Origin of the sequence: Bacillus sp. NPDC060175 (assembly GCF_042728695.1) — a bacterium.
GTDB lineage: Bacteria > Bacillota > Bacilli > Bacillales > Bacillaceae_G > Bacillus_A.
In genome coordinates this window covers 1-19,344 of record NZ_JBHWYR010000078.1, presented here as the reverse complement: position 1 = coordinate 19,344, position 19,344 = coordinate 1, and the positions used below count along the sequence as shown (strand labels likewise).

Annotated in this window: 17 protein-coding genes and 1 riboswitch; of the genes, 11 read left to right on the top strand and 6 right to left on the bottom strand. The window is 34.8% G+C overall.

The genetic code is table 11. The features are described from left to right. The coding region (locus tag ACFWDE_RS25575) for an ATP-binding protein (protein WP_377895598.1) at positions 1-1,146 on the top strand (1,146 nt) is incomplete at its 5' end. Between the two features lie 229 nt (positions 1,147-1,375). After that, positions 1,376-1,759 carry a hypothetical protein gene (locus tag ACFWDE_RS25570; RefSeq protein WP_265623252.1) on the top strand — a complete coding sequence of 128 codons (384 nt, stop codon included), beginning with the start codon at positions 1,376-1,378 and terminating at the stop codon, positions 1,757-1,759. Between the two features lie 36 nt (positions 1,760-1,795). On the opposite strand, the gene ACFWDE_RS25565 is transcribed toward ACFWDE_RS25570, so the two are convergent. Beyond that, the gene (locus ACFWDE_RS25565) at positions 1,796-2,428 is read right to left on the bottom strand and encodes a cyclase family protein (RefSeq protein ID WP_377895595.1); all 633 of its coding nucleotides are present in this window, start codon (positions 2,426-2,428) and stop codon (positions 1,796-1,798) included. An 86-nt stretch (positions 2,429-2,514) separates the two neighbouring features. Beyond that, positions 2,515-2,627, bottom strand: a riboswitch (SAM riboswitch). Between the two features lie 148 nt (positions 2,628-2,775). Between ACFWDE_RS25565 and ACFWDE_RS25560 the strand changes: the two genes are divergently transcribed. After that, a complete protein-coding gene (locus ACFWDE_RS25560) occupies positions 2,776-3,885 on the top strand; it encodes a PRK06851 family protein (RefSeq protein WP_377895593.1) in 1,110 nt (369 codons plus the stop codon). Positions 3,886-3,998: 113 nt separating this feature from the next. Beyond that, on the top strand, positions 3,999-4,781 hold the full coding sequence (locus ACFWDE_RS25555; protein ID WP_377895590.1) for a nucleotidyltransferase domain-containing protein: 783 nt from the start codon (positions 3,999-4,001) through the stop codon (positions 4,779-4,781). A 111-nt stretch (positions 4,782-4,892) separates the two neighbouring features. On the opposite strand, the gene ACFWDE_RS25550 is transcribed toward ACFWDE_RS25555, so the two are convergent. Both ACFWDE_RS25550 and ACFWDE_RS25545 read right to left on the bottom strand, forming a co-directional pair. Beyond that, on the bottom strand, positions 4,893-6,194 hold the full coding sequence (locus tag ACFWDE_RS25550) for an MFS transporter (RefSeq protein WP_002151590.1): 1,302 nt from the start codon (positions 6,192-6,194) through the stop codon (positions 4,893-4,895). A gap of 138 nt (positions 6,195-6,332) precedes the next feature. After that, positions 6,333-7,859, bottom strand: coding sequence for an FAD-dependent oxidoreductase (locus ACFWDE_RS25545; protein ID WP_377895586.1), 1,527 nt, complete (start codon positions 7,857-7,859; stop codon positions 6,333-6,335). Positions 7,860-8,439: 580 nt separating this feature from the next. Between ACFWDE_RS25545 and desB the strand changes: the two genes are divergently transcribed. Next, the gene (gene desB / locus ACFWDE_RS25540) at positions 8,440-9,525 is read left to right on the top strand and encodes a Delta(10) desaturase DesB (RefSeq protein WP_377895584.1); all 1,086 of its coding nucleotides are present in this window, start codon (positions 8,440-8,442) and stop codon (positions 9,523-9,525) included. A gap of 50 nt (positions 9,526-9,575) precedes the next feature. Here desB and ACFWDE_RS25535 read toward each other — a convergent pair whose 3' ends face one another. The 3 genes from ACFWDE_RS25535 to ACFWDE_RS25525 all read right to left on the bottom strand — a co-directional run bounded on the left by ACFWDE_RS25535 (position 9,576) and on the right by ACFWDE_RS25525 (position 12,000). Next, the gene (locus ACFWDE_RS25535; protein WP_002151598.1) at positions 9,576-10,268 is read right to left on the bottom strand and encodes an amino acid ABC transporter permease; all 693 of its coding nucleotides are present in this window, start codon (positions 10,266-10,268) and stop codon (positions 9,576-9,578) included. A 93-nt stretch (positions 10,269-10,361) separates the two neighbouring features. After that, positions 10,362-11,156 carry an ABC transporter substrate-binding protein gene (locus ACFWDE_RS25530; protein ID WP_377895582.1) on the bottom strand — a complete coding sequence of 265 codons (795 nt, stop codon included), beginning with the start codon at positions 11,154-11,156 and terminating at the stop codon, positions 10,362-10,364. Between the two features lie 121 nt (positions 11,157-11,277). Continuing rightward, a complete protein-coding gene (locus ACFWDE_RS25525; protein ID WP_377895580.1) occupies positions 11,278-12,000 on the bottom strand; it encodes an amino acid ABC transporter ATP-binding protein in 723 nt (240 codons plus the stop codon). A 209-nt stretch (positions 12,001-12,209) separates the two neighbouring features. Here ACFWDE_RS25525 and ACFWDE_RS25520 point away from each other — a divergent pair, with 209 nt between their 5' ends. From ACFWDE_RS25520 to arcC, 6 genes are all read left to right on the top strand, one after another. Next, positions 12,210-13,502: a methyl-accepting chemotaxis protein gene (locus ACFWDE_RS25520; protein WP_377895579.1), complete on the top strand. Its 1,293-nt coding sequence runs from the start codon at positions 12,210-12,212 to the stop codon at positions 13,500-13,502. Positions 13,503-13,654: 152 nt separating this feature from the next. Continuing rightward, positions 13,655-14,104, top strand: coding sequence for an arginine repressor (gene argR / locus ACFWDE_RS25515; RefSeq protein ID WP_377895578.1), 450 nt, complete (start codon positions 13,655-13,657; stop codon positions 14,102-14,104). Between the two features lie 269 nt (positions 14,105-14,373). Next, positions 14,374-15,606, top strand: coding sequence for an arginine deiminase (arcA, locus tag ACFWDE_RS25510; protein WP_377895576.1), 1,233 nt, complete (start codon positions 14,374-14,376; stop codon positions 15,604-15,606). Between the two features lie 30 nt (positions 15,607-15,636). Then, positions 15,637-16,635 carry an ornithine carbamoyltransferase gene (gene argF, locus ACFWDE_RS25505; RefSeq protein WP_377895574.1) on the top strand — a complete coding sequence of 333 codons (999 nt, stop codon included), beginning with the start codon at positions 15,637-15,639 and terminating at the stop codon, positions 16,633-16,635. A 99-nt stretch (positions 16,636-16,734) separates the two neighbouring features. After that, on the top strand, positions 16,735-18,150 hold the full coding sequence (arcD, locus tag ACFWDE_RS25500) for an arginine-ornithine antiporter (RefSeq protein WP_377895572.1): 1,416 nt from the start codon (positions 16,735-16,737) through the stop codon (positions 18,148-18,150). A gap of 37 nt (positions 18,151-18,187) precedes the next feature. After that, the gene (gene arcC, locus ACFWDE_RS25495; protein ID WP_377895570.1) at positions 18,188-19,150 is read left to right on the top strand and encodes a carbamate kinase; all 963 of its coding nucleotides are present in this window, start codon (positions 18,188-18,190) and stop codon (positions 19,148-19,150) included. Positions 19,151-19,344: the final 194 nt, after the last annotated feature.

Below are 19,344 nucleotides of genomic sequence, written 5' to 3'. Positions count from 1 at the left end.
TTATATGACGCTATATATTATTTTGTATATCCCGCTATGAATATTAATGGGACAGAGGTAGGGTGGCCAAAAGGTAGCCTTGGGATAGGTGTATATATATTTGTAATAGCATTATTTCCTATTTCGATATATCTCCAAAAAAGAGGCTATGTATATTCTGTAAAATATTTATTTTTATTTGGGTACATGTTTATCAACCTTATTAATAATTTAATGATTTATTTGCGAACGGATAGGGCTTTTGAACATGGCAGTATGGTAGAAATGTTATTAATTTTATTTGCACCGGTTTTCGTGAACAGAAAATATTTTTATTTAGTTTCCTTTAGTGTAATTGGAAAGTACGTACTTTTTACATTGATATTAAAAGATTTAAAAGTTGTGATTCCGCTTGTTTTATGTATATTCTATTTCATTATTTCACATTCTTTGTTAAAACGATTTCAATCTTATGTAAGAACCGTTGTTGAAATGATGAACAATATGAAAGAGACGGAAAATTTAGCTGTTATTGGTACAATGTCTACAACAATTGCTCACGAAATTCGAAATCCATTAACAGCTTTAAAAGGGTTTACGCAAATGCAAAAAGAAAGAAACCCTGCTGATACGATGAGCTATGACATTATGTTACAAGAAATTGAAAGAATTAACGGGTTTGTTAGTGAATTGATGTTATTAGGAAAACCAAAACCAATTAAGTATGAATGGTGTAATATACGAGAAATCCTTTTATATGTTGTGCAGTTAATGGAAAGTTATGCGGCTCAATATAAAGTGAAATTCCACTTGCAAGTAGATGGAAATTTACCCGATATAAATGGCGATGATAAGCAATTGAAGCAAGTGTTGTTAAACATTATCAAAAATGGAATCGAATCGATGCCAGAAGGTGGAGACATTCATATTTGTGTATTCAAAAAAGCTGGAGATAATTTGTGTATTTCTGTCGAAGATCAAGGTTTTGGTATAGAGAACGATAAAATAGAAAAAATTGGAAAGGCATTCTATACAACAAAGGAGAATGGTACAGGTCTTGGGTTAATGATTACATATAAAATTATTGAAGAACATCAAGGGAGTATGGTAATTCAAAGTAGTATGGGCGTAGGAACGAAAGTGGAAATCTATTTACCAACAGTGTAGTGCATTAGAAGAAATTATTTTTCAGAAAAGTGCTCTTGTTGTGTAAATATAAACATTTTATAAAATGTTTCAAGAAGGGTTTTTTTTATAAAACACTTCGTTTATAATGGAGGGAAATATCGACATGAAGCTTTGAGCTCGTGTAACGGTTCGGTAGTGTTATGAAAAGAAAAGAAGGGGTGCACGCGCATCCTTTTTCCTATGCAGATATGATGAAAGGGGTGGTATGATGGAATTAACATTAAATTCGACTGTATGTTTACACACGATTCAATTTCGAAAAGAGCAAAAGAATTATATTGTAAAAGATACGATTACAGGAGAAAAATATGAAATGCCGCCACTTTGGATTGATGCACTAGCAATGATGCGTGACGGTTTTTTATTGGGAGAAATTGAGGAGAAATTAAAAGAAGAGTATCCGGCTGAGGAAGTAAATATGTTAGCATTCACGAGGCAACTGTTAGAGCTAGAACTTGTCGGAATGGTAGATGGAGAAGAGATAGCTTGTACAAAGAAGAAAGATAAAGATTATTTAGCTTGGGTACGTCCGCGGGTGGAACAATTCTTTCTTAATTTAAATAAAAAATATAGAAGCAAAGGTCAAAAGTGATCTTTGCTTTTTTGTTGTCCTCAAGTAGTTCTTATTTTAAAAAATAACGGCAAATGCTCTTGCGAAAGCACCATCACTATTTTTAATTTTTAAAGGTGCTGCTGAGAAAAAGAAACGCTTCGTTTTAATGGCATCTAGGTTTGTTAAGTTTTCAATTAAATAAATGTTATTCCCTAGCAATATGTGATGAATAGGTGATGTTTCTGTCGTTACCTCATCAGGAGAAATGAAATCTAAACCGACAGATTTTATTTTTAAATTAACTAGTTCTTCAGCTAATTCTTCAGAAAGATAAAATGCTTCTTTCGCATAAGCTTCTGTGTTCCATTTATTAGATAAATTGGAATGGAAAATAACAATATCTCCTTCCTTTATGTCGGTATTATTTAATACTTCCTTAGGTAATTTTCGCCCTTGAACATGTGTTACATCGATTAGAACTGCTTCGCCTACAAATTGGTCGAGAGGTAATTTATCAATTGTTGTTGCACCAGAGATGAAATGTGCAGGGGCATCGCAATGAGTGCCAACATGAACGACAGAATGAAAATCTGTAACTTGATATCCTGTTTCTTCAACACTTGTAATTGCTTCTAGTTGGATTTTAGGCGTTCCAGGAAATTGAGACATATTGTTTTCAAACGTTTGTGATAGGTCAATTACTTTCATTCTAAATACCTCCAATATATGTTTTAAAATAATAAAAAGCTCATCTTCCATAATCAAGAAAGATGAGCTTTACATACAGTAGCTAAGCTTTATCTTCCAAAATGCAAAGCATTTTGCAGGAATTAGCACCTATTCAGTTTTTGTAAACTGAGGTTGCTGGGCTTCAAAGGGCCGGTCCCTCTGCCTCTCTTGATAAAGGTATATCCAGTTCAATATTTGTAATTTTTCGATATTTAAATTGTAATTCATTTCCTTTTTCAGTGCAATACAAAATAGGTATTCACCCAAACAAAGTTGCTCGCATATTGTAGCTTATGTAAGTAGACTGCTGCGAAGGGGTGGGTGCAGTGACAGGGAATGTATTGAACTATTTTGCTGGTGGAAATACAGCTAGAGGATTTTATAGCTTGTATGAAGAGAGTTTAAAAGGGCTAGATAGGTTGTTTATTTTAAAAGGCGGTCCAGGAACAGGGAAGTCTTCTTTAATAAAAGCAATTGGTCGTGAATGGGCCGGAAAAGGATATAATATTGAATTTTTACATTGTTCTTCTGACAATAAGTCGGTTGACGGTGTAATTATTCCGAAGTTAAATGTAGGAATTGTCGATGGGACATCGCCACACGTTATTGAGCCGAAAATGCCAGGAGTTGTCGAAGAGTATATAAATTTAGGGGTTGCCTGGGACTCGAATAAATTAAGAAAGCAGAAGTTAGAAATTGAACGATTTGTATCAGAAGCGAGTAAGGCTTTTCAATCTGCTTACGCATGTTTTAAAGAGGCGTTAGCTATACATGATGAGTGGGAGAAAATATATATTAATAATATCGATTTTAATAAAGCAAATGAACTAACAGATGAGCTGATTCAGAAGTTATTTGTAGATAAAAAGGGGAAACAATCGCTTGTGAAACATCGTTTCTTAGGGGCTGCTACACCGAAAGGAGCAGTTGATTTCGTTCCTAATTTAACAGAGGGATTACCACATCGTTATTTTATAAAAGGACGCCCGGGCTCTGGAAAATCAACAATGCTCAAAAAGTTATCGAAGGCAGCAGAAGAAAAAGGTTTTGACGTTGAAGTATATCATTGCGGATTTGACCCGAATAGTCTTGATATGGTTATCGTAAGAGAATTAGGATTTGCAATTTTTGATAGTACTGCGCCACATGAATATTTTCCAAGTCGCGTGGGTGATGAAATTATAGATATGTATGCCCTTATTGTGACACCGGGGACGGATGAGAAGTATGCTACAGAAATTCGTGACGTTTCCATTCAATATAAAGCAAAAATGAATGAGGCGATGTCTTTCTTAGCAAAGGCAAAATCAGTTCGTGATAAATTAGAACGAATTTATATTGCCGCTATGGATTTTTCAAAAGTCGATGCATATAAAGAAGAAATCCAAAAAGAGATTGAACGAATTGCAGTTACTGTAATTGAAAAGAAAAAATAGGTGTTTTGTTAGGCTGTCGGGAATTTTCTGACAGCTATTTTAGTATCTGGTAAAATTAGTCTTATATTTGTCGAATTTCCAGGGAAATGATCAAAAAATGGGGAGGGTATGAAATGAGAGAGAAAATTGAATTAGAACTAGAAAGAATTGAAAAAGAGAATGATGTAAAAATTTTATTTGCTGTAGAATCAGGGAGTCGTGCTTGGGGATTTCCATCGAAAGATAGTGATTATGATGTTAGGTTTGTTTATATACATCCAGTAGAATGGTATTTATCAATTCATGATAAACGTGATGTAATCGAGTATCCAATTAGTGATGATTTAGATATAAGTGGCTGGGATATTAAAAAGGCATTGCAACTATTTGCAAAGTCAAATCCGGCTTTACTTGAGTGGATTCGATCACCAATTTTTTATTCGAAAAACTCTAATTTTCCAGAACAGCTTCAGCAAATGAGCGAAAAGAATTTTGATCCAAAAGCAACGATATATCATTACTTACATATGGCTTCAAAAAATTATCGTGAATTTTTGCAAGGTGAGAATGTAAAACTGAAAAAGTATTTTTATGTATTACGTCCTATTTTAGCTTGTAAATGGTTAGAGGAGAAATCGACTTTGCCTCCTGTAGAATTTGATAGATTGATTACAGAATTGTCATTAGAACGTAGTGTATTAGATGAAATTGAAAAGTTGTTAATAAAGAAAAAAGCAGGTACTGAATTGGATATTGGATTGAAAATTGAGGTGCTAAATCAATTTTTAGAAGAACAAATTGATTACTACCAGCAATACGTAAAAGGGATTGAAAAGGGATTAGGGATTGATATTGAGAGTTTGAATACATTATTTAGAAATATGTTGTTTGAAGTATATAAAAAAGAGCACAAGTGAGTTTGTGCTCTTTTTTATCCCGCTATTTGTGGGAGCCGCCGTAAACGCCTGATTGGTGAGGGCTAATAATCAGTGGGGATGCACAAAACCCTCACTGATTAAAGTTTCACTTTATTTTGTAGGAATAAAGAAAACAGATATAGCCGCGATAAGACCTGCAAAGGAGAATAAGTAAAAATTCCAAGCTAAGTCATATTGCATTGTCATAATAATACCGACAAGAATAGGGCCAGCAATTGCACCAACTCGGCCAAGCCCAAGTCCCCATCCTAAAGAGGTAGCTCGGATATGTGATGGGAAGTATTGTGTTACATAAGCATTTAATATTTGAGTAATACCGACTGATCCAATTCCAGCAAGACCAATTAAAAGATAAATGATTGTAACAGATGGTTTGATTGTTAATAGTCCAATACATATGGCTGCCATAAGGTAGGAGATGCTAATAACAATTTTTGCTCCTATACGATCGGCAATTGCTCCAGCAAATAATGCACCGATAGCTGCAGTAATGTTTAGTATAAGTAGAAATGATAAACTAGATCCAAGTGGATATCCTGCTTGGCGCATCATCTGTGGTAGCCAAGTGTTTAAACCGTATATCAAAAACATTCCCATTATATAAGTAGTCCAGAAAAGTAGAGTTGCTTTCATGTATTCTTTTGAGAATAATGTAAGGAATCCGTGTTTCTTTTGTATATTAGATGATGTTTGAGAAATTTCTTTTCTTACATGTAATTCGATTTGAAAACGATCACAAATTTGTTTCGCTTCTTCTTGACGATTACGTGATAGCAAAAATTGAATAGACTCAGGTAAATAACGAATAATGAAAGGAATGAGAAGTAGCGGAATCATTCCGATGCCAAACATAATTCTCCATCCGAAACCTTCTAACATAAACATGGACAAAATGGCGCCTAGTACGATACCTAAAGGATAGCCGGTAAACATAAGTGCATAAATAAAAGATTGTCGCTTTTGGGGTGAATACTCAACAGTGAGTGCCGAAGCTGTTGGGATAACACCACCTAATCCAATTCCTCCGATAAATCGAGATAGTCCGAATAATTCCGGGGAAGGAGCCATTGCAGCTAAGCCCATTGTAATAGAAAAAAGGGCTAGACAGCATATGAGTGTCCATTTTCGTCCAATTAGATCTGTAATGGTTCCAACTAGAATAGCACCAATAAACATCCCAAATAAAGCATAGCTGGCAATTGTTCCAGCGTGAGCTGGTGATAGTGCCCAGCTTTTGTCTTCTAGGAGCTTTGGCAGAACGGCGCCGTAAATACCTAAATCATATCCGTCAGCTAGAATGGCTAGCCAACAAATAAAAACAACAAGTTTTGTAATAGAACTTGAAAAGATAGTTTCTGTAGATTCTAGATGAGGTGGAGCAGAAGGTTGCATAGTATTCACCTCTTTTTTGTAAATTAATATATTATTTTGTTAAATGTTAATTTTTTCCTTCTTTTGTCGAAATTTATCTAAAAAAGCTTCATGAAAATAAAGAAGTTCAACGGGATTTCCGTTGAACTTCTTTATTTTTTACTCGTTATCAACTCGTTTCAATGGCTGATCTGCAGGACCTTCAATAACGTCTCCATCGATTGAAAAACGAGATCCGTGGCAAGGGCAATCCCACGTACAATCACCGTTATTCCATTCAACTTCACAGCCGAGGTGCGTACAAGTTGTGTCGACGATATGTAATTTTCCTTCTTTATCTTTATAAGCACCTGCACGTTTCCCATTTACACGTACAACAGATCCTTCGCCAGTTTCAAGATCTTCTGGTTTACGTAAAGCAACTTCAATTTTCCCCTCAATTAAATGTTTCGCAACGTCAATGTTCTGTGAGAGAAATGTTTTTATATCCGGATTTGCATGAAAACGTGATGGTGCAAACAGTTCTTTATATGGACTTTGGATTTTTAGAATGGAGTCCTTCAGTAAATGAGCTGCTGCAGTTCCAGTTGTCATACCCCATTTACGATATCCTGTTGCCACAAATATATTTGGATTCCTTTCATTAATATGTCCGATATAAGGGAGTTTATCTAGCGTGATTAAATCTTGCGCTGACCATCTATAAGGAATTTCATCTACTCCAAAAGTAGATTCAGCAAAGGAATATAGTGCATCATAATGAAGCATCGTATTAATTCCTTGGCCTGTTTTATGGCTCTCTCCGCCAATCAATATTAGTTTTTCTCCATTGCTTGTCGTATAACGTATGGAGCGTTTTGGATCATCGATACTTAAATACATGCCCTCTGGATAATCTGTTTTTGCTTTTATTGCAAGAGCATAGGAGCGTTCTGCGTACATTCGCGTAAAGAAAAAGCTATTAGCATCATAAAAAGGAAAATGTGAACAAGAGACAATATATTTACAAGTGATGCGATGGTCACCCTTTGTAATTACTTGTGGATAATCTCCTTTTTCCACATCAATAGCTGTTGTTTGCTCATAAACCATTCCGCCCATTTCCACAAACTTTTCTAAAAGTGTTTTTAAATAAAGGAGGGGATGGAATTGCGCTTGATTTTTCATCACAAGTGCAGATTGTACGGGAATAGGAATCGACAGAGATTGAACATAGTCACAAGGTATATTTAATTTTTGATAGGCTTCATATTCTTTCGTTAAATTTCGCAGGCCATTATTGGTAGTTGTATATAAATAAGAATTTTCATTTGTGAAATTACAGTCGATTTTATATGTTTGTACAGTCTCATTTATGAATTGTAGAGCTTTACTATTTGATTCGTAGTAAAGTTGAGCTTTTTCAACACCAAAATTGTTTATTAATTCATCATAAATAAGATCATGTTGAGCTGTTACTTTTGCGGTTGTATGCCCAGTTGTTCCATTTAAAACAGAACCAGAATCAATTAAAACGACTTTCATTCCTTCTTTAGCGAGTAAATAGGCGGTGGTAATACCTGTAATACCAGCACCGATAACGGCAACTTCTGTCTTTATATTTTCGGATAAATGAGGAAAAGTAGAAAATTGAGTAGATTCAATCCAATAGGATGATGGTAACTGCGGAAATGTGTCATCTGTCATTTTGAAAACCTCCTAAATTAGAACAATTTTCCTTTTAATATTTCCATATTATATGGAATTCATGTATGTTGTTTTCGTAGCGTTCTATTTTTATTAAACGAAAGATAAAAATATTTTAATATAATTATTTTATTGGGGCAGTATGAAGAAGTAGGATTTATATAAAGCTAAATTCAAGTGATTCCATTTGTTGATTACATAGAGAGTTCTTGAATAAGATAGAGTCTATGTTGTTTAAGTGGATATGTATATATAGCTGATAAAGCCTTATGAAATCTATGCTTTTTCTTTAGTGAAATAAAGTATAATTATAAAAATATAACCAACTTTTATTACTAGGTCATAAAAGTTGTTGACAATACAGAAAGTCTATTGTTATGATTCATCATGTGGAAAGGTTGATAGAGAGTAAAAAGAGAAATGTTTTTCATTGATAATAAAAGCGAAAATTAAGTGACGATAGAGTGAGTATATTTTCCTTATGATAAATGCTTTTTGGATCACGTAGTAAAATCAATCTGGAAGCAAGAATTGATATATGCAAGTTGCGCGGGGCGCGGCATAAGAAAGGGGCAAAAGGATGAAGGAGCTTCATACGTTTGGGTGGTATGCAGCGCGTGTATCACCACATTTGCCGAAAAAAGCATTTAAACCAGTTCCTAATCGTTTATTTGGTGGACTGGCTTATTTACTTGTGGCATTGGCTGGTTTAATAACGATCGGTGTATTTGAATTGAATGTGTGGGCAAATCTAGGAATTGCAATTGTTCTTGGATTATGTTTTGCTTCACTTGGATTTTTAGGACATGAAATTTTACATGGAACAGTTGTAAGAAAGGCATGGCTTCGTGATTTTTTAGGTGCGATAGCATTTATGCCATTATCAACTGGCCCAAAACTTTGGAGAAAGTGGCATAATGCAACGCATCATGTTCACACACAGCATGAAGACAATGATCCAGATGCATGGCCGACATTTGAAAAACTTAAAAAGAGTAAGTTTTTGAGTTGGGTATATCGCATGCCTCTTCATGTACGTTCATTCTTTAGTTTTCTGTCACTAACAATTCAATTTACGTTACATTCGACTCGAATGTTCTTTCATTTTATAAAAGAATTTAAGTCATCCAATCAAAAATCTGTATGGCTGCAACTTCTTTTGCCCTGGACAGTTTGGATTAGTTTATTGTTTATTATGGGACCTACAAAGTGGTTCTTTGCATACGTGATTCCGTTGTTAATTGCTAACTTTATTGTAATGGCGTATATCGCAACAAATCACCGCTTAAATCCTATTGTTCCAGTAAATGATCCGTTAGCAAACTGTTTATCAGTAACAGTGCCGCGCTGGGTAGACGTTTTACATTTCAATTTCTCATACCATACAGAACATCATTTGTTTCCTGCTATGAGTTCTAAATACTATCCATTAGTAAAAGATAAAATTAAAGAAATGTGGCCGGAACGCTATCACGAAATGCCGATGACAAAAGCATTGGCAGCACTTTGGAATACACCACGTGTGTATTATCACGGAAGTGAATTAGTTGATCCGCATAGGGAGCATTTCTATGGTTCTTTAGGAAATGGATTGGATCCTCATAATATTTCATATCGTGAGGATCATATAGAGGAAAAAGAGACTATAAAAAAAGTAAATCAATAATAGATATATTTTACGATGAAAAAGCAAGCTCTCTTAGAGCTTGCTTTTTGTTATAAAGAAACTTCTTTCTTGTTCTTTGTCTTGACTTGGACAGAGTTATTTTCTTTCCGTTGTAGTCGTTTCTCTAAAAGATTAACAAAATAAGTAAATAGAAGAACAAGTACGAGATAGTATAAACCAACGATTATATATGTATCTAATTGTTGGAAGTTACCTGCAGCGATGGATAAACCTGATCCCCATAATTCGGACAATCCTACATAAGCAACGAGTGAAGAATCTTTTAATCCTATGATAAACTGATTCCCTAGAGGAGGAAGGGATAGGCGAAATGCTTGTGGTAATATAATCCGGCGCATCGCTAAAGGGTAAGGCATACCTAAAGAGCGAGCAGCTTCTAATTGTCCTCGGTCAACGGATTGAATTGATCCGCGGAAAATTTCAGTAATATATGCACCGTTATGAATTGCTAAAGCAATTGCTCCTGCCCAAAAAGGGGTAAAAACAACAACGGATGTAATCCCAAAATAGAGAATGGCAATTTGAACAATTAAAGGTGTACCACGAATAATGGCGATGTATACATGAGCAATACTATTTAAAACCTTATTGTTAGAGATTCGAAAGAAAGCGACTAGTAATCCAATTAGTGAACCGAGTAATAGGGATGTTAATGTTAATTGTAATGTGACAATAGTAGCCTTTAAGAGTGTGGGATAGGTAGAGATAAAAATTTCAAACATATGTGTCACCTCATATTGTATGGATTTTAGTAGGGAATGAAATGCCCCACATACAAGGTGGGACATAATTTATGAAATCTCTAAATGGCTAACTTACTTTGTTTTTGCCTCGTCTCCAAGAATATTACGCCCAAACCATTTCTTACTAATCTTTTCATACGTGCCGTCTTTAATGATTTCATCTAGCGCTTTATTTACCTTTTCGACCATGTCTTTATTGTCTTTATGAATAGCAATTCCCATTTCATCAAGGTTTAACGGTTTTCCAGCTTCTTTTATATTTGATTTACCTTCTTTAATCATACGAAGACCAACCATTTGATCAGTAATAACTGCGTCTACACGTCCTGGTTCTAAGTCCATAAGTGCAGTAATATCACTATCATATTCTGTAATTTGATCTGTATGTTTTGCAACAAGGGTTTTGAAAGTACTTGCTTTTACAACACCTATTTTTTTACCTTTCAAGTCCTCTGGAGAAGAGATAGATGTATTCTTTTTAGTTACAAAAATTTGTGCACCAGAGCGATAATATGGATTTGAGAAATTCACGGCTTTTAATCGCTCTTCTGTAATAGCCATACTCCCTAATATCACATCATATTTTTTTGATTGTAAACCTTGAATCAATGTTTCCCAAGGATTTGTAACAGGAACAGGTTTCATTCCCATCTTTTTCCCGAGAGCTTCACCTATTTCTACATCAAAACCGACAAGTTTCCCGTCATTTTCTTTATAGTTAAAAGGTTTGTATAAACCACTCATCGCATAACGAAATTCTTTTTCACCATTAGATGAAGTGGTAGAGCTTTCCTTACTACAGGCTCCTAGTATGAAGGATGTGCATAATGTAATACTCGCAACAATGGTTAATAGTTTTCTTTTCATAAAACCCCTCCTATATATTGATCATACGGATTGTTTTCAATATGCTATGGAGATATTTTATTTGGACAATTAGTTGTGTCCCGTATGAATGAATTTCTTTATGCTTGAAACAGAAGTTACATTATAAAACGTTGCGTAAAAATTGCTTTGCTCGTTCATGCGATGGAGCGGAAAAAAATTGCGCTGGTGAAGCATCCTCTACAATTTTCCCGTCATCCATAAAGATGACGCGGTCAGCTACATCCCTTGCGAAATTCATTTCATGAGTAACAATAACCATTGTCATTCCTTCTTCAGCAAGTTCTTTCATAACTTGCAACACTTCTCCAACAAGTTCAGGGTCTAAAGCTGAGGTAGGTTCATCAAATAGCATAATTTTAGGATTCATGGCAAGAGCTCGTGCGATTGCGACGCGCTGCTTTTGGCCACCAGAAAGTAGGTGAGGCGTTACATCCGCTTTATCTTGTAAACCAACTTTTTCAAGTAGATGATTTCCAGCATCTTTAGCTTCTTTTACATTTAATTTTTTTACATGAATAGGTGCTTCTATGATGTTTTCTAGTGAGGTCATATGGGGAAAGAGGTTAAAGTGCTGAAAAACCATACCGACATTTTCACGGACTTTGTTTAAATTTGAATGCTTTGGATCAATTCGCTCACCTTGTAAGTGAATTTCACCTTCATCATACATTTCTAAAAAGTTAAGACAGCGAAGTAATGTACTTTTGCCGGAACCACTGGCACCGATTAAAACAACAACTTCTTTTTCTTTTACTTCTAAATCAATTCCTTTTAAAACATCAAGTGATCCGAATGATTTTACTAGATTTCGAACTTGAATCATACAAAACCCCCAGTCAAAAATATATTTACAAATGTTGCCCCGTATTTCTGTTATTAGTCATAAATTGTCAGAATCCTTTATTTTTTTCAGAGGATTTGATATTCAAGGAAATAATGATTTTAAAAATCCCTATATCTTTCTATAACGAAAATATGGATAATAATATATAGGTAGTACTTATATTGCTTAAAATAAGGGGGAAAGAAGAGATGGAAAAAGAAAGGAAGACATTTTCCTTTGGCTTACGTATACAGCTTATGCTATTTACTACATTTTTAGCTTTCATTACATATTCAACAAGCTTATTTTTTATTTACGTTATATATGATTATTTTCAAATTTATGTAAGTCGAACTGTATATAATATTATCGTTATGTTATTAGGTGTAGTATGGTCTGGGATTTTAGCATATGGAGCAGCAATCTTTTTAATTAAACCACTTCGGAAGTTGGAAGAAGCTGCAAGGAAAGCGGCTGAGGGTGACATTCGGGAGGACGTCCCATTGCCAAAGGCAGATGATGAAATTAAATCTTTAAGCGTTGCATTTAATATGATGCTAGGAAATTTAAGAGTAATGGTAAAAAATATTGATACTACATTTTCGTATACAAATAAGCAAGTTCAGCAAATTAGAAAACAAACGGGAGAAGCGACGAAGCAAGCACAAGGTGTATCTGAGACCCTTGCAGAGATTTCTTTTGGCGCGGAGCAATCAGCAGCATCGATTCAGGCGATTGTTTCTACTGTTGATACAACAACTTCTATTGCGAGTGAAGTAGAAGAAAAAGCAAAACAGTCTGACGAGTTGTCTTCAGAAATGGTTCAAGCTTTAGGACAAAGCACACGTGTCTTTAATTCCTTAATTCAAGGTATTCAAACATTGGCGAAAGAAAATGAAGATTCAATGCGAAATGTACAGCAGTTAGAAGAACGAATGAAACAAGTTGAACATATTGTTTCTGTTGTAAGTGAGATTGCTAGCCAAACAAATTTATTAGCACTCAACGCCTCTATTGAGGCAGCTCGTGCAGGAGAGCATGGAAGAGGATTTGCGGTTGTAGCAGAAGAAGTACGTAAACTTGCTGATGAAAGTGATCGTTCTGCCAGAAACATATCGCAATTATTACGGAATATGCAAGATGAAGTACAACAAGTCGCGATGAAAATGACCGAGCAAGTGAAAAAAGCTAAAGAAGAGGCGAAACGCGGGGGAGCTACAGAATTAATTTTAAAAGAAATGTCATCAAGTATTATGGAAGTAGCAGATGCAACTAAGCAAATTAGTAGTTATATGAATGAACAAGTGAGTCACATTCATCAAACAGGAGCACAAACAAAAGCTGTAGCAGCCATCGCTGAGGAAACGTCAGCTGGTTCACAAGAAGTGGCGCGTGTGACTCTGCAACAGTCTAAAAATATGGTAATAATCGATCGATTATTAAAGGATTTAGAGAAGCAAGCAGCTGAATTGAAACAAACGATTGAACGATTTTCAATGTAAAAGAGAAGAACAGAATGCTGTTCTTCTTTTTTTTAGCTAGATTTAATATCTACAGTTAAAAAGTATAAACTATGAACGTTTCCGCAACATTCTTTTCTGTCCCTTTCGGATGAAAATTATAGCGAGCTATAATGTTAAAAGGGGTGTCTTTTATGAAAAAAGAAAAAAGACAACGATTAATTAAACAATTTGTAAAGGAGTATGAAATAGAGAAGCAAGAAAGGTTAGTAGAATTGTTAGCAAAAAAAGATGTATTAGTAACACAAGCTACAGTTTCTCGAGATATTCGTGAGTTAAACTTAACGAAGGTACCTTCTCAAGAAGGATTAATGATATATAAAGTTTTCTCAGAAGAGCATTTACAAACTGATATAAAGTTAAAGAAAAAATTACGAGAGGTTGTTGTAAAAATTGATTGTGTAGATCAATTAATGGTTATTAAAACATTACCCGGTAATGCACATGTTATTGGTGTTTTGTTTGATGAGTTAGATTGGAAAGAAAAAATAGGATGTATATGTGGAAATGATACATGCCTTATCATTTCTCAGTCGAAATCAGATAGGGAGATTTTAGAAGAAAGGTTAAATTTAATTATGTAGATGCAAAATCCTGTTTTTAATAAAAATTAAAAACAGGATTTTTGTTTAAATACGGAAGTTAAATATTCAACATATATGCGTAATATATGTATTTTTTTATTGAAAAAGCGGGATGGAGTGTTATAAAAATACAAATCCATATGATTTTAAAAAAATAACTTGTTTAATATTTCACAATGATAATGTGGATGCTTTCACAAAGATGAAAGCGCGTAGCATTTATTATGTACTTGTAAGACATCAAACATATTTAAAAGGAGGTACAACAAATGAAGCATCCGATACATGTTACTTCAGAAATTGGGGAATTACAAACGGTGTTATTAAAACGACCTGGTAAAGAAGTGGAAAACTTAACGCCAGATTATTTGCAACAATTATTATTTGACGATATTCCATATTTACCAATTATTCAAAAAGAGCATGATTATTTTGCACAAACATTACGCAATCGGGGTATTGAAGTTCTTTATTTAGAAAAACTAGCTGCTGAGGCATTAGTAGATAAAAAACTTCGAGAAGAATTTGTTGATCGTATTTTAGAAGAAGGACAGGCTGACGTAAATGTTGCACATCAAACTTTAAAAGAATATTTACTTTCCTTTTCAAATGAAGAATTAATTCAAAAAATTATGGGTGGTGTACGGAAAAACGAAATTGAAACAAGTAAGAAGACACATTTATACGAATTAATGGAAGATCATTATCCGTTTTACTTAGACCCAATGCCTAATTTATATTTTACTCGTGATCCAGCAGCTAGCGTGGGCGATGGCTTAACGATAAATAAGATGAGAGAACCGGCGCGTAGACGGGAATCATTATTCATGGAGTACATCATTAAATATCATCCAAGATTTGCAAATCACAATGTGCCAATTTGGCTAGATCGTGATTATAAGTTTCCAATTGAAGGTGGCGATGAGCTAATTTTAAATGAAGAAACAATTGCAATTGGAGTATCTGCCCGTACGTCAGCTAAAGCAATTGAACGTTTAGCTAAAAATCTTTTTAGTCGACAAAATAAAATTAAGAAAGTGTTAGCAATAGAAATTCCAAAATGCCGAGCATTTATGCATTTAGATACAGTGTTTACAATGGTTGATTATGACAAGTTTACAATTCACCCAGCCATTCAAGGGCCAAAAGGAAATATGAATATTTATATTTTAGAAAAAGGCCCAGATGTGGACACTCTTAAAATTACACATCGTACTTCTTTAATGGAAGCATTAAAAGAGGTATTAGGTTTAAGTGAATTAGTTCTTATTCCTTGTGGAGGAGGAGATGCAATTGCTTCCGCTCGTGAACAATGGAATGACGGTTCTAATACATTAGCAATTGCGCCAGGTGTAGTTGTTACATATGATCGCAACTATGTATCCAATACTTTATTACGGGAGCACGGTATAGAAGTCATTGAGGTGCTAAGTTCGGAATTATCTCGTGGTCGTGGGGGTCCACGTTGCATGAGTATGCCAATTGTTCGTAAAGATATTTAGTATAAATAACGGAGAAAGTAGGGATGAAGTATGTTAATGACTAGACCGAATTTAAAAGGAAGAAGTTTTCTAGCTGAAAAAGATTTTACACAAGAAGAATTATTATATTTTCTAGATTTAGCAGCAGAATTAAAAGAGAAAAAGAAAAACGGTGTCCCACATCATTATTTAGAAGGTAAAAATGTAGCGCTCTTATTTGAAAAAACCTCTACTCGTACGCGATGTGCATTTACAGTAGCATGTACAGATTTGGGGGCGAACCCTGAATATTTAGGGAAAGGTGATATTCAGCTTGGGAAAAAAGAATCCGTAGAGGATACAGCAAAAGTGTTAGGGCGTATGTTTGATGGAATTGAGTTTCGTGGATTTAATCATGAAACTGTAGAATCTTTAGCACAAAATTCTCGTGTGCCGGTTTGGAATGGATTAACAGATATGTGGCATCCAACACAAACACTTGCAGATTTATTAACAATTAGAGAACATGTAGGGAAATTAAAAAATGTGAAGCTCGTTTACGTTGGAGATGGACGAAATAATGTTGCTAATAGCTTACTAGTTGGTGGAGCGATCGTTGGAATGGATGTACGTATTTGTACACCGGAATCTTTATGGCCAGAGCAAGAAGTAATTAATTTAGCAAAAAAATATAATGAACAGGTAATGATAACAAGTAATGTGGAAGAAGCTGTTGCGAATGCAGATGTAATTTATACAGATGTATGGGTGTCTATGGGGGAAGAAGAAAAATTTGCTGAACGTGTCGAGTTATTGAAACCTTATCAAGTAAATATGAAAATGATTAAAGAAACAGGGAATGAAAACGTGATTTTCTTACATTGTTTACCTGCATTTCATGATGTTGAAACGATGTATGGTGAGGAAGTTTATGAGAAATATGGGTTGAGGGAAATGGAGGTAACTGACGAAGTATTCCGCAGTAAACATTCAAAAGTATTTGATCAGGCTGAAAATAGAATGCATACAATTAAAGCGGTTATGGCAGCTACTTTAGGAAACATGGAGTAAAGAAGAAAGGGAGTCTTCCTTTCTTCTTTCTCCTCCTTTAGACACTATCATTCACTATTGCTTTCGTATTGTTATTGCAATTAAAGAGAGGTGAGTGGAATGGGTGAAGATAAGAAATTAGGGTTGTTTACATTAACGGCGCTTGTAGTGGGGTCTATGATTGGCGGTGGAGCATTTAATTTAGCAAGTGATATGGCAAAAGGTGCTGGTGCTGGAGCCATTATTATTGGTTGGGTTATAACAGGAATTGGGATGATTGCGCTTGGATTATCTTTTCAAAATCTAACTGTAAAACGGCCAGATTTAGATGGTGGTATTTTTAGCTATGCAAAAGCAGGATTTGGTAATTTTATGGGATTTAATAGTGCGTGGGGATATTGGCTATCTGCCTGGCTTGGTAATGTAGCTTACGGCACATTATTGTTTTCTTCATTAGGGTATTTCTTCCCAATCTTTGAAGGTGGTCAAAATGTAGCATCCATTATTGGTGCAAGCGTATTATTATGGTGTGTTCACATGTTAATTTTACGTGGAGTTCAATCAGCAGCACTTGTGAATTTAGTAACTACAATCGCAAAATTAGTACCTGTATTTGTATTTATTGTTATAGGAATCTTCGCGTTTCATATTGATACGTTCCTAGATGGATTTTGGGGACAAACTGGTTCTTTTTCATGGGGAGCGGTTGGCAGCCAAGTTAAAAGTACAATGCTTGTAACTTTATGGGTGTTCATTGGGGTAGAAGGGGCTGTTGTTTTATCTAGTCGAGCAAAAAATAGAAGTGATGTAGGGAAAGCAACGGTTATTGGCTTAGTTGGTACACTCATCATTTACATTTTAATTACATTACTGTCTCTTGGACTTATGCAGCAAGCAGATATTGCTAATTTAAAAAATCCGTCTATGGCTTATTTATTTGAAAGTGTTGTTGGAAAATGGGGTGCTATCTTTATTAATTTAGGTTTAGTTATCTCTGTATTAGGTGCTTGGTTAGGTTGGACTTTACTCGCATCTGAAATTCCGTATTTGGCGGCTAAAGACGGAGTATTTCCAAAATGGTTTGCAAAAGAAAATAAAAATAAGGCCCCAATAAATTCATTATGGATAACAAATGGCTTAATTCAAATGTTCTTATTAACATTCGTTGTTTCCGATCAGGCGTATAACTTTGCATTCTCATTAGCATCATCGGCTATTTTAATCCCATATGCTTTTTCAGCATTTTATCAACTGAAGCATAGCTTAAAGTCTGAAGAAGCGGATCGAAATAAAAATATAATAATTGGTTTGATAGCAAGTATTTATGGTGTGTGGTTAGTTTATGCAGCTGGTTTAGAGTATTTATTATTAACAATGACTTTATATGCGCCAGGTATTTTTATTTTTTACAATGTTCAAAAGCAAAAGAGTTCGAAGCAAATATTTACTCGAGTGGAATTAGCATCATCGGTAGCAATAGGTGCTTTAGCATTCTTTGCGATTTATGGATTAATTACAGGCAGTATTACTTTATAAAGCGTCGTGAAAGCGAAATCAACTGGAGGGCTGAAATATGGGACGAAGAAAAATTGTAGTTGCACTAGGGGGAAATGCGATACAGTCTGGAAAAGCTACTGCAGGGGCACAGCAAGAAGCGCTGGAAAAAACAGCGGAACAACTTGTGAAAATAATGGAAAATGATGTAGATATAGTAATTGCGCATGGAAATGGCCCACAAGTGGGGAATATTTTATTACAGCAAAAAGCTGCAGAAACGGAAAAGACACCTGCAATGCCATTAGATACTTGTGGTGCAATGAGCCAAGGGATGATTGGATATTGGATGGAAAATGCGATTGAAAAGGCACTGAAAAAACGGAATATAAAAAAAGACGTAGCAACGGTTATAACACGCGTTGTCGTGGATGAAAAAGATGAGGCATTTAAAAATCCAACTAAACCAATTGGTCCTTTTTATACAGAGGAAGAGGCCAGAAGATTAATGGAAGAAACAAAAGCAGTGTTTAAAGAAGATGCTGGCAGAGGGTGGAGACGTGTTGTTCCATCACCGAAGCCTGTAAGTATTCATGAGCATAAAGTAATTAATTCTTTAGTTGAGGATGGAAATATAGTGATAGCTGTTGGTGGTGGTGGAATTCCAGTAATTGATTCCGAAGAAGGTTTAAAAGGAACTGAAGCGGTTATCGATAAAGATTTCGCTGCGCAGAAATTAGCTGAATTAGTAGATGCCGACACGCTCGTAATTTTAACTGCAGTTGATCATGTGTATGTAAATTATAATCAACTGAATCAAAAGAAATTAGAGCATGTCACAGTGAATCAATTAGAAAAATACATGGAAGAAAAACAATTTGCTGCGGGAAGTATGCTTCCAAAAATTGAAGCTGCTATTAATTTTGTTAATACAAATCCAAAAAGAAAAACAATTATTACGTCTTTAGAAAAAGTATATGAAGCACTAGAAGAAAAAGCTGGTACTATTATTTCTAAACAGAATGTATGCATGTATGTTTAAATAATTATGTACGCTATTTATTAGTAAAAAAGAATGGAGGTAGTAACTTCATTCTTTTTATTTATTAATATTTTTTGTACTCATTGTTCATAAAGTTTTCATGATGAAATCTGAATATATAAGTTAATTATGATAAAATTTAATTTGAATACGCTTTCTTGATTTTTCGCTCCAACATACAGCAAGAGAGAGGG

Coding starts and splice junctions, on each gene's coding strand:
- ACFWDE_RS25570 (WP_265623252.1), top strand. CDS start 1,376: ATGGAATTAACATTAAATTCGACTGTATGTTTACACACGATTCAATTT.
- ACFWDE_RS25565 (WP_377895595.1), bottom strand. CDS start 2,428: ATGAAAGTAATTGACCTATCACAAACGTTTGAAAACAATATGTCTCAA.
- ACFWDE_RS25555 (WP_377895590.1), top strand. CDS start 3,999: ATGAGAGAGAAAATTGAATTAGAACTAGAAAGAATTGAAAAAGAGAAT.
- ACFWDE_RS25550 (WP_002151590.1), bottom strand. CDS start 6,194: ATGCAACCTTCTGCTCCACCTCATCTAGAATCTACAGAAACTATCTTT.
- ACFWDE_RS25545 (WP_377895586.1), bottom strand. CDS start 7,859: ATGACAGATGACACATTTCCGCAGTTACCATCATCCTATTGGATTGAA.
- desB (WP_377895584.1), top strand. CDS start 8,440: ATGAAGGAGCTTCATACGTTTGGGTGGTATGCAGCGCGTGTATCACCA.
- ACFWDE_RS25535 (WP_002151598.1), bottom strand. CDS start 10,268: ATGTTTGAAATTTTTATCTCTACCTATCCCACACTCTTAAAGGCTACT.
- ACFWDE_RS25530 (WP_377895582.1), bottom strand. CDS start 11,156: ATGAAAAGAAAACTATTAACCATTGTTGCGAGTATTACATTATGCACA.
- ACFWDE_RS25525 (WP_377895580.1), bottom strand. CDS start 12,000: ATGATTCAAGTTCGAAATCTAGTAAAATCATTCGGATCACTTGATGTT.
- ACFWDE_RS25520 (WP_377895579.1), top strand. CDS start 12,210: ATGGAAAAAGAAAGGAAGACATTTTCCTTTGGCTTACGTATACAGCTT.
- argR (WP_377895578.1), top strand. CDS start 13,655: ATGAAAAAAGAAAAAAGACAACGATTAATTAAACAATTTGTAAAGGAG.
- arcA (WP_377895576.1), top strand. CDS start 14,374: ATGAAGCATCCGATACATGTTACTTCAGAAATTGGGGAATTACAAACG.
- argF (WP_377895574.1), top strand. CDS start 15,637: ATGTTAATGACTAGACCGAATTTAAAAGGAAGAAGTTTTCTAGCTGAA.
- arcD (WP_377895572.1), top strand. CDS start 16,735: ATGGGTGAAGATAAGAAATTAGGGTTGTTTACATTAACGGCGCTTGTA.
- arcC (WP_377895570.1), top strand. CDS start 18,188: ATGGGACGAAGAAAAATTGTAGTTGCACTAGGGGGAAATGCGATACAG.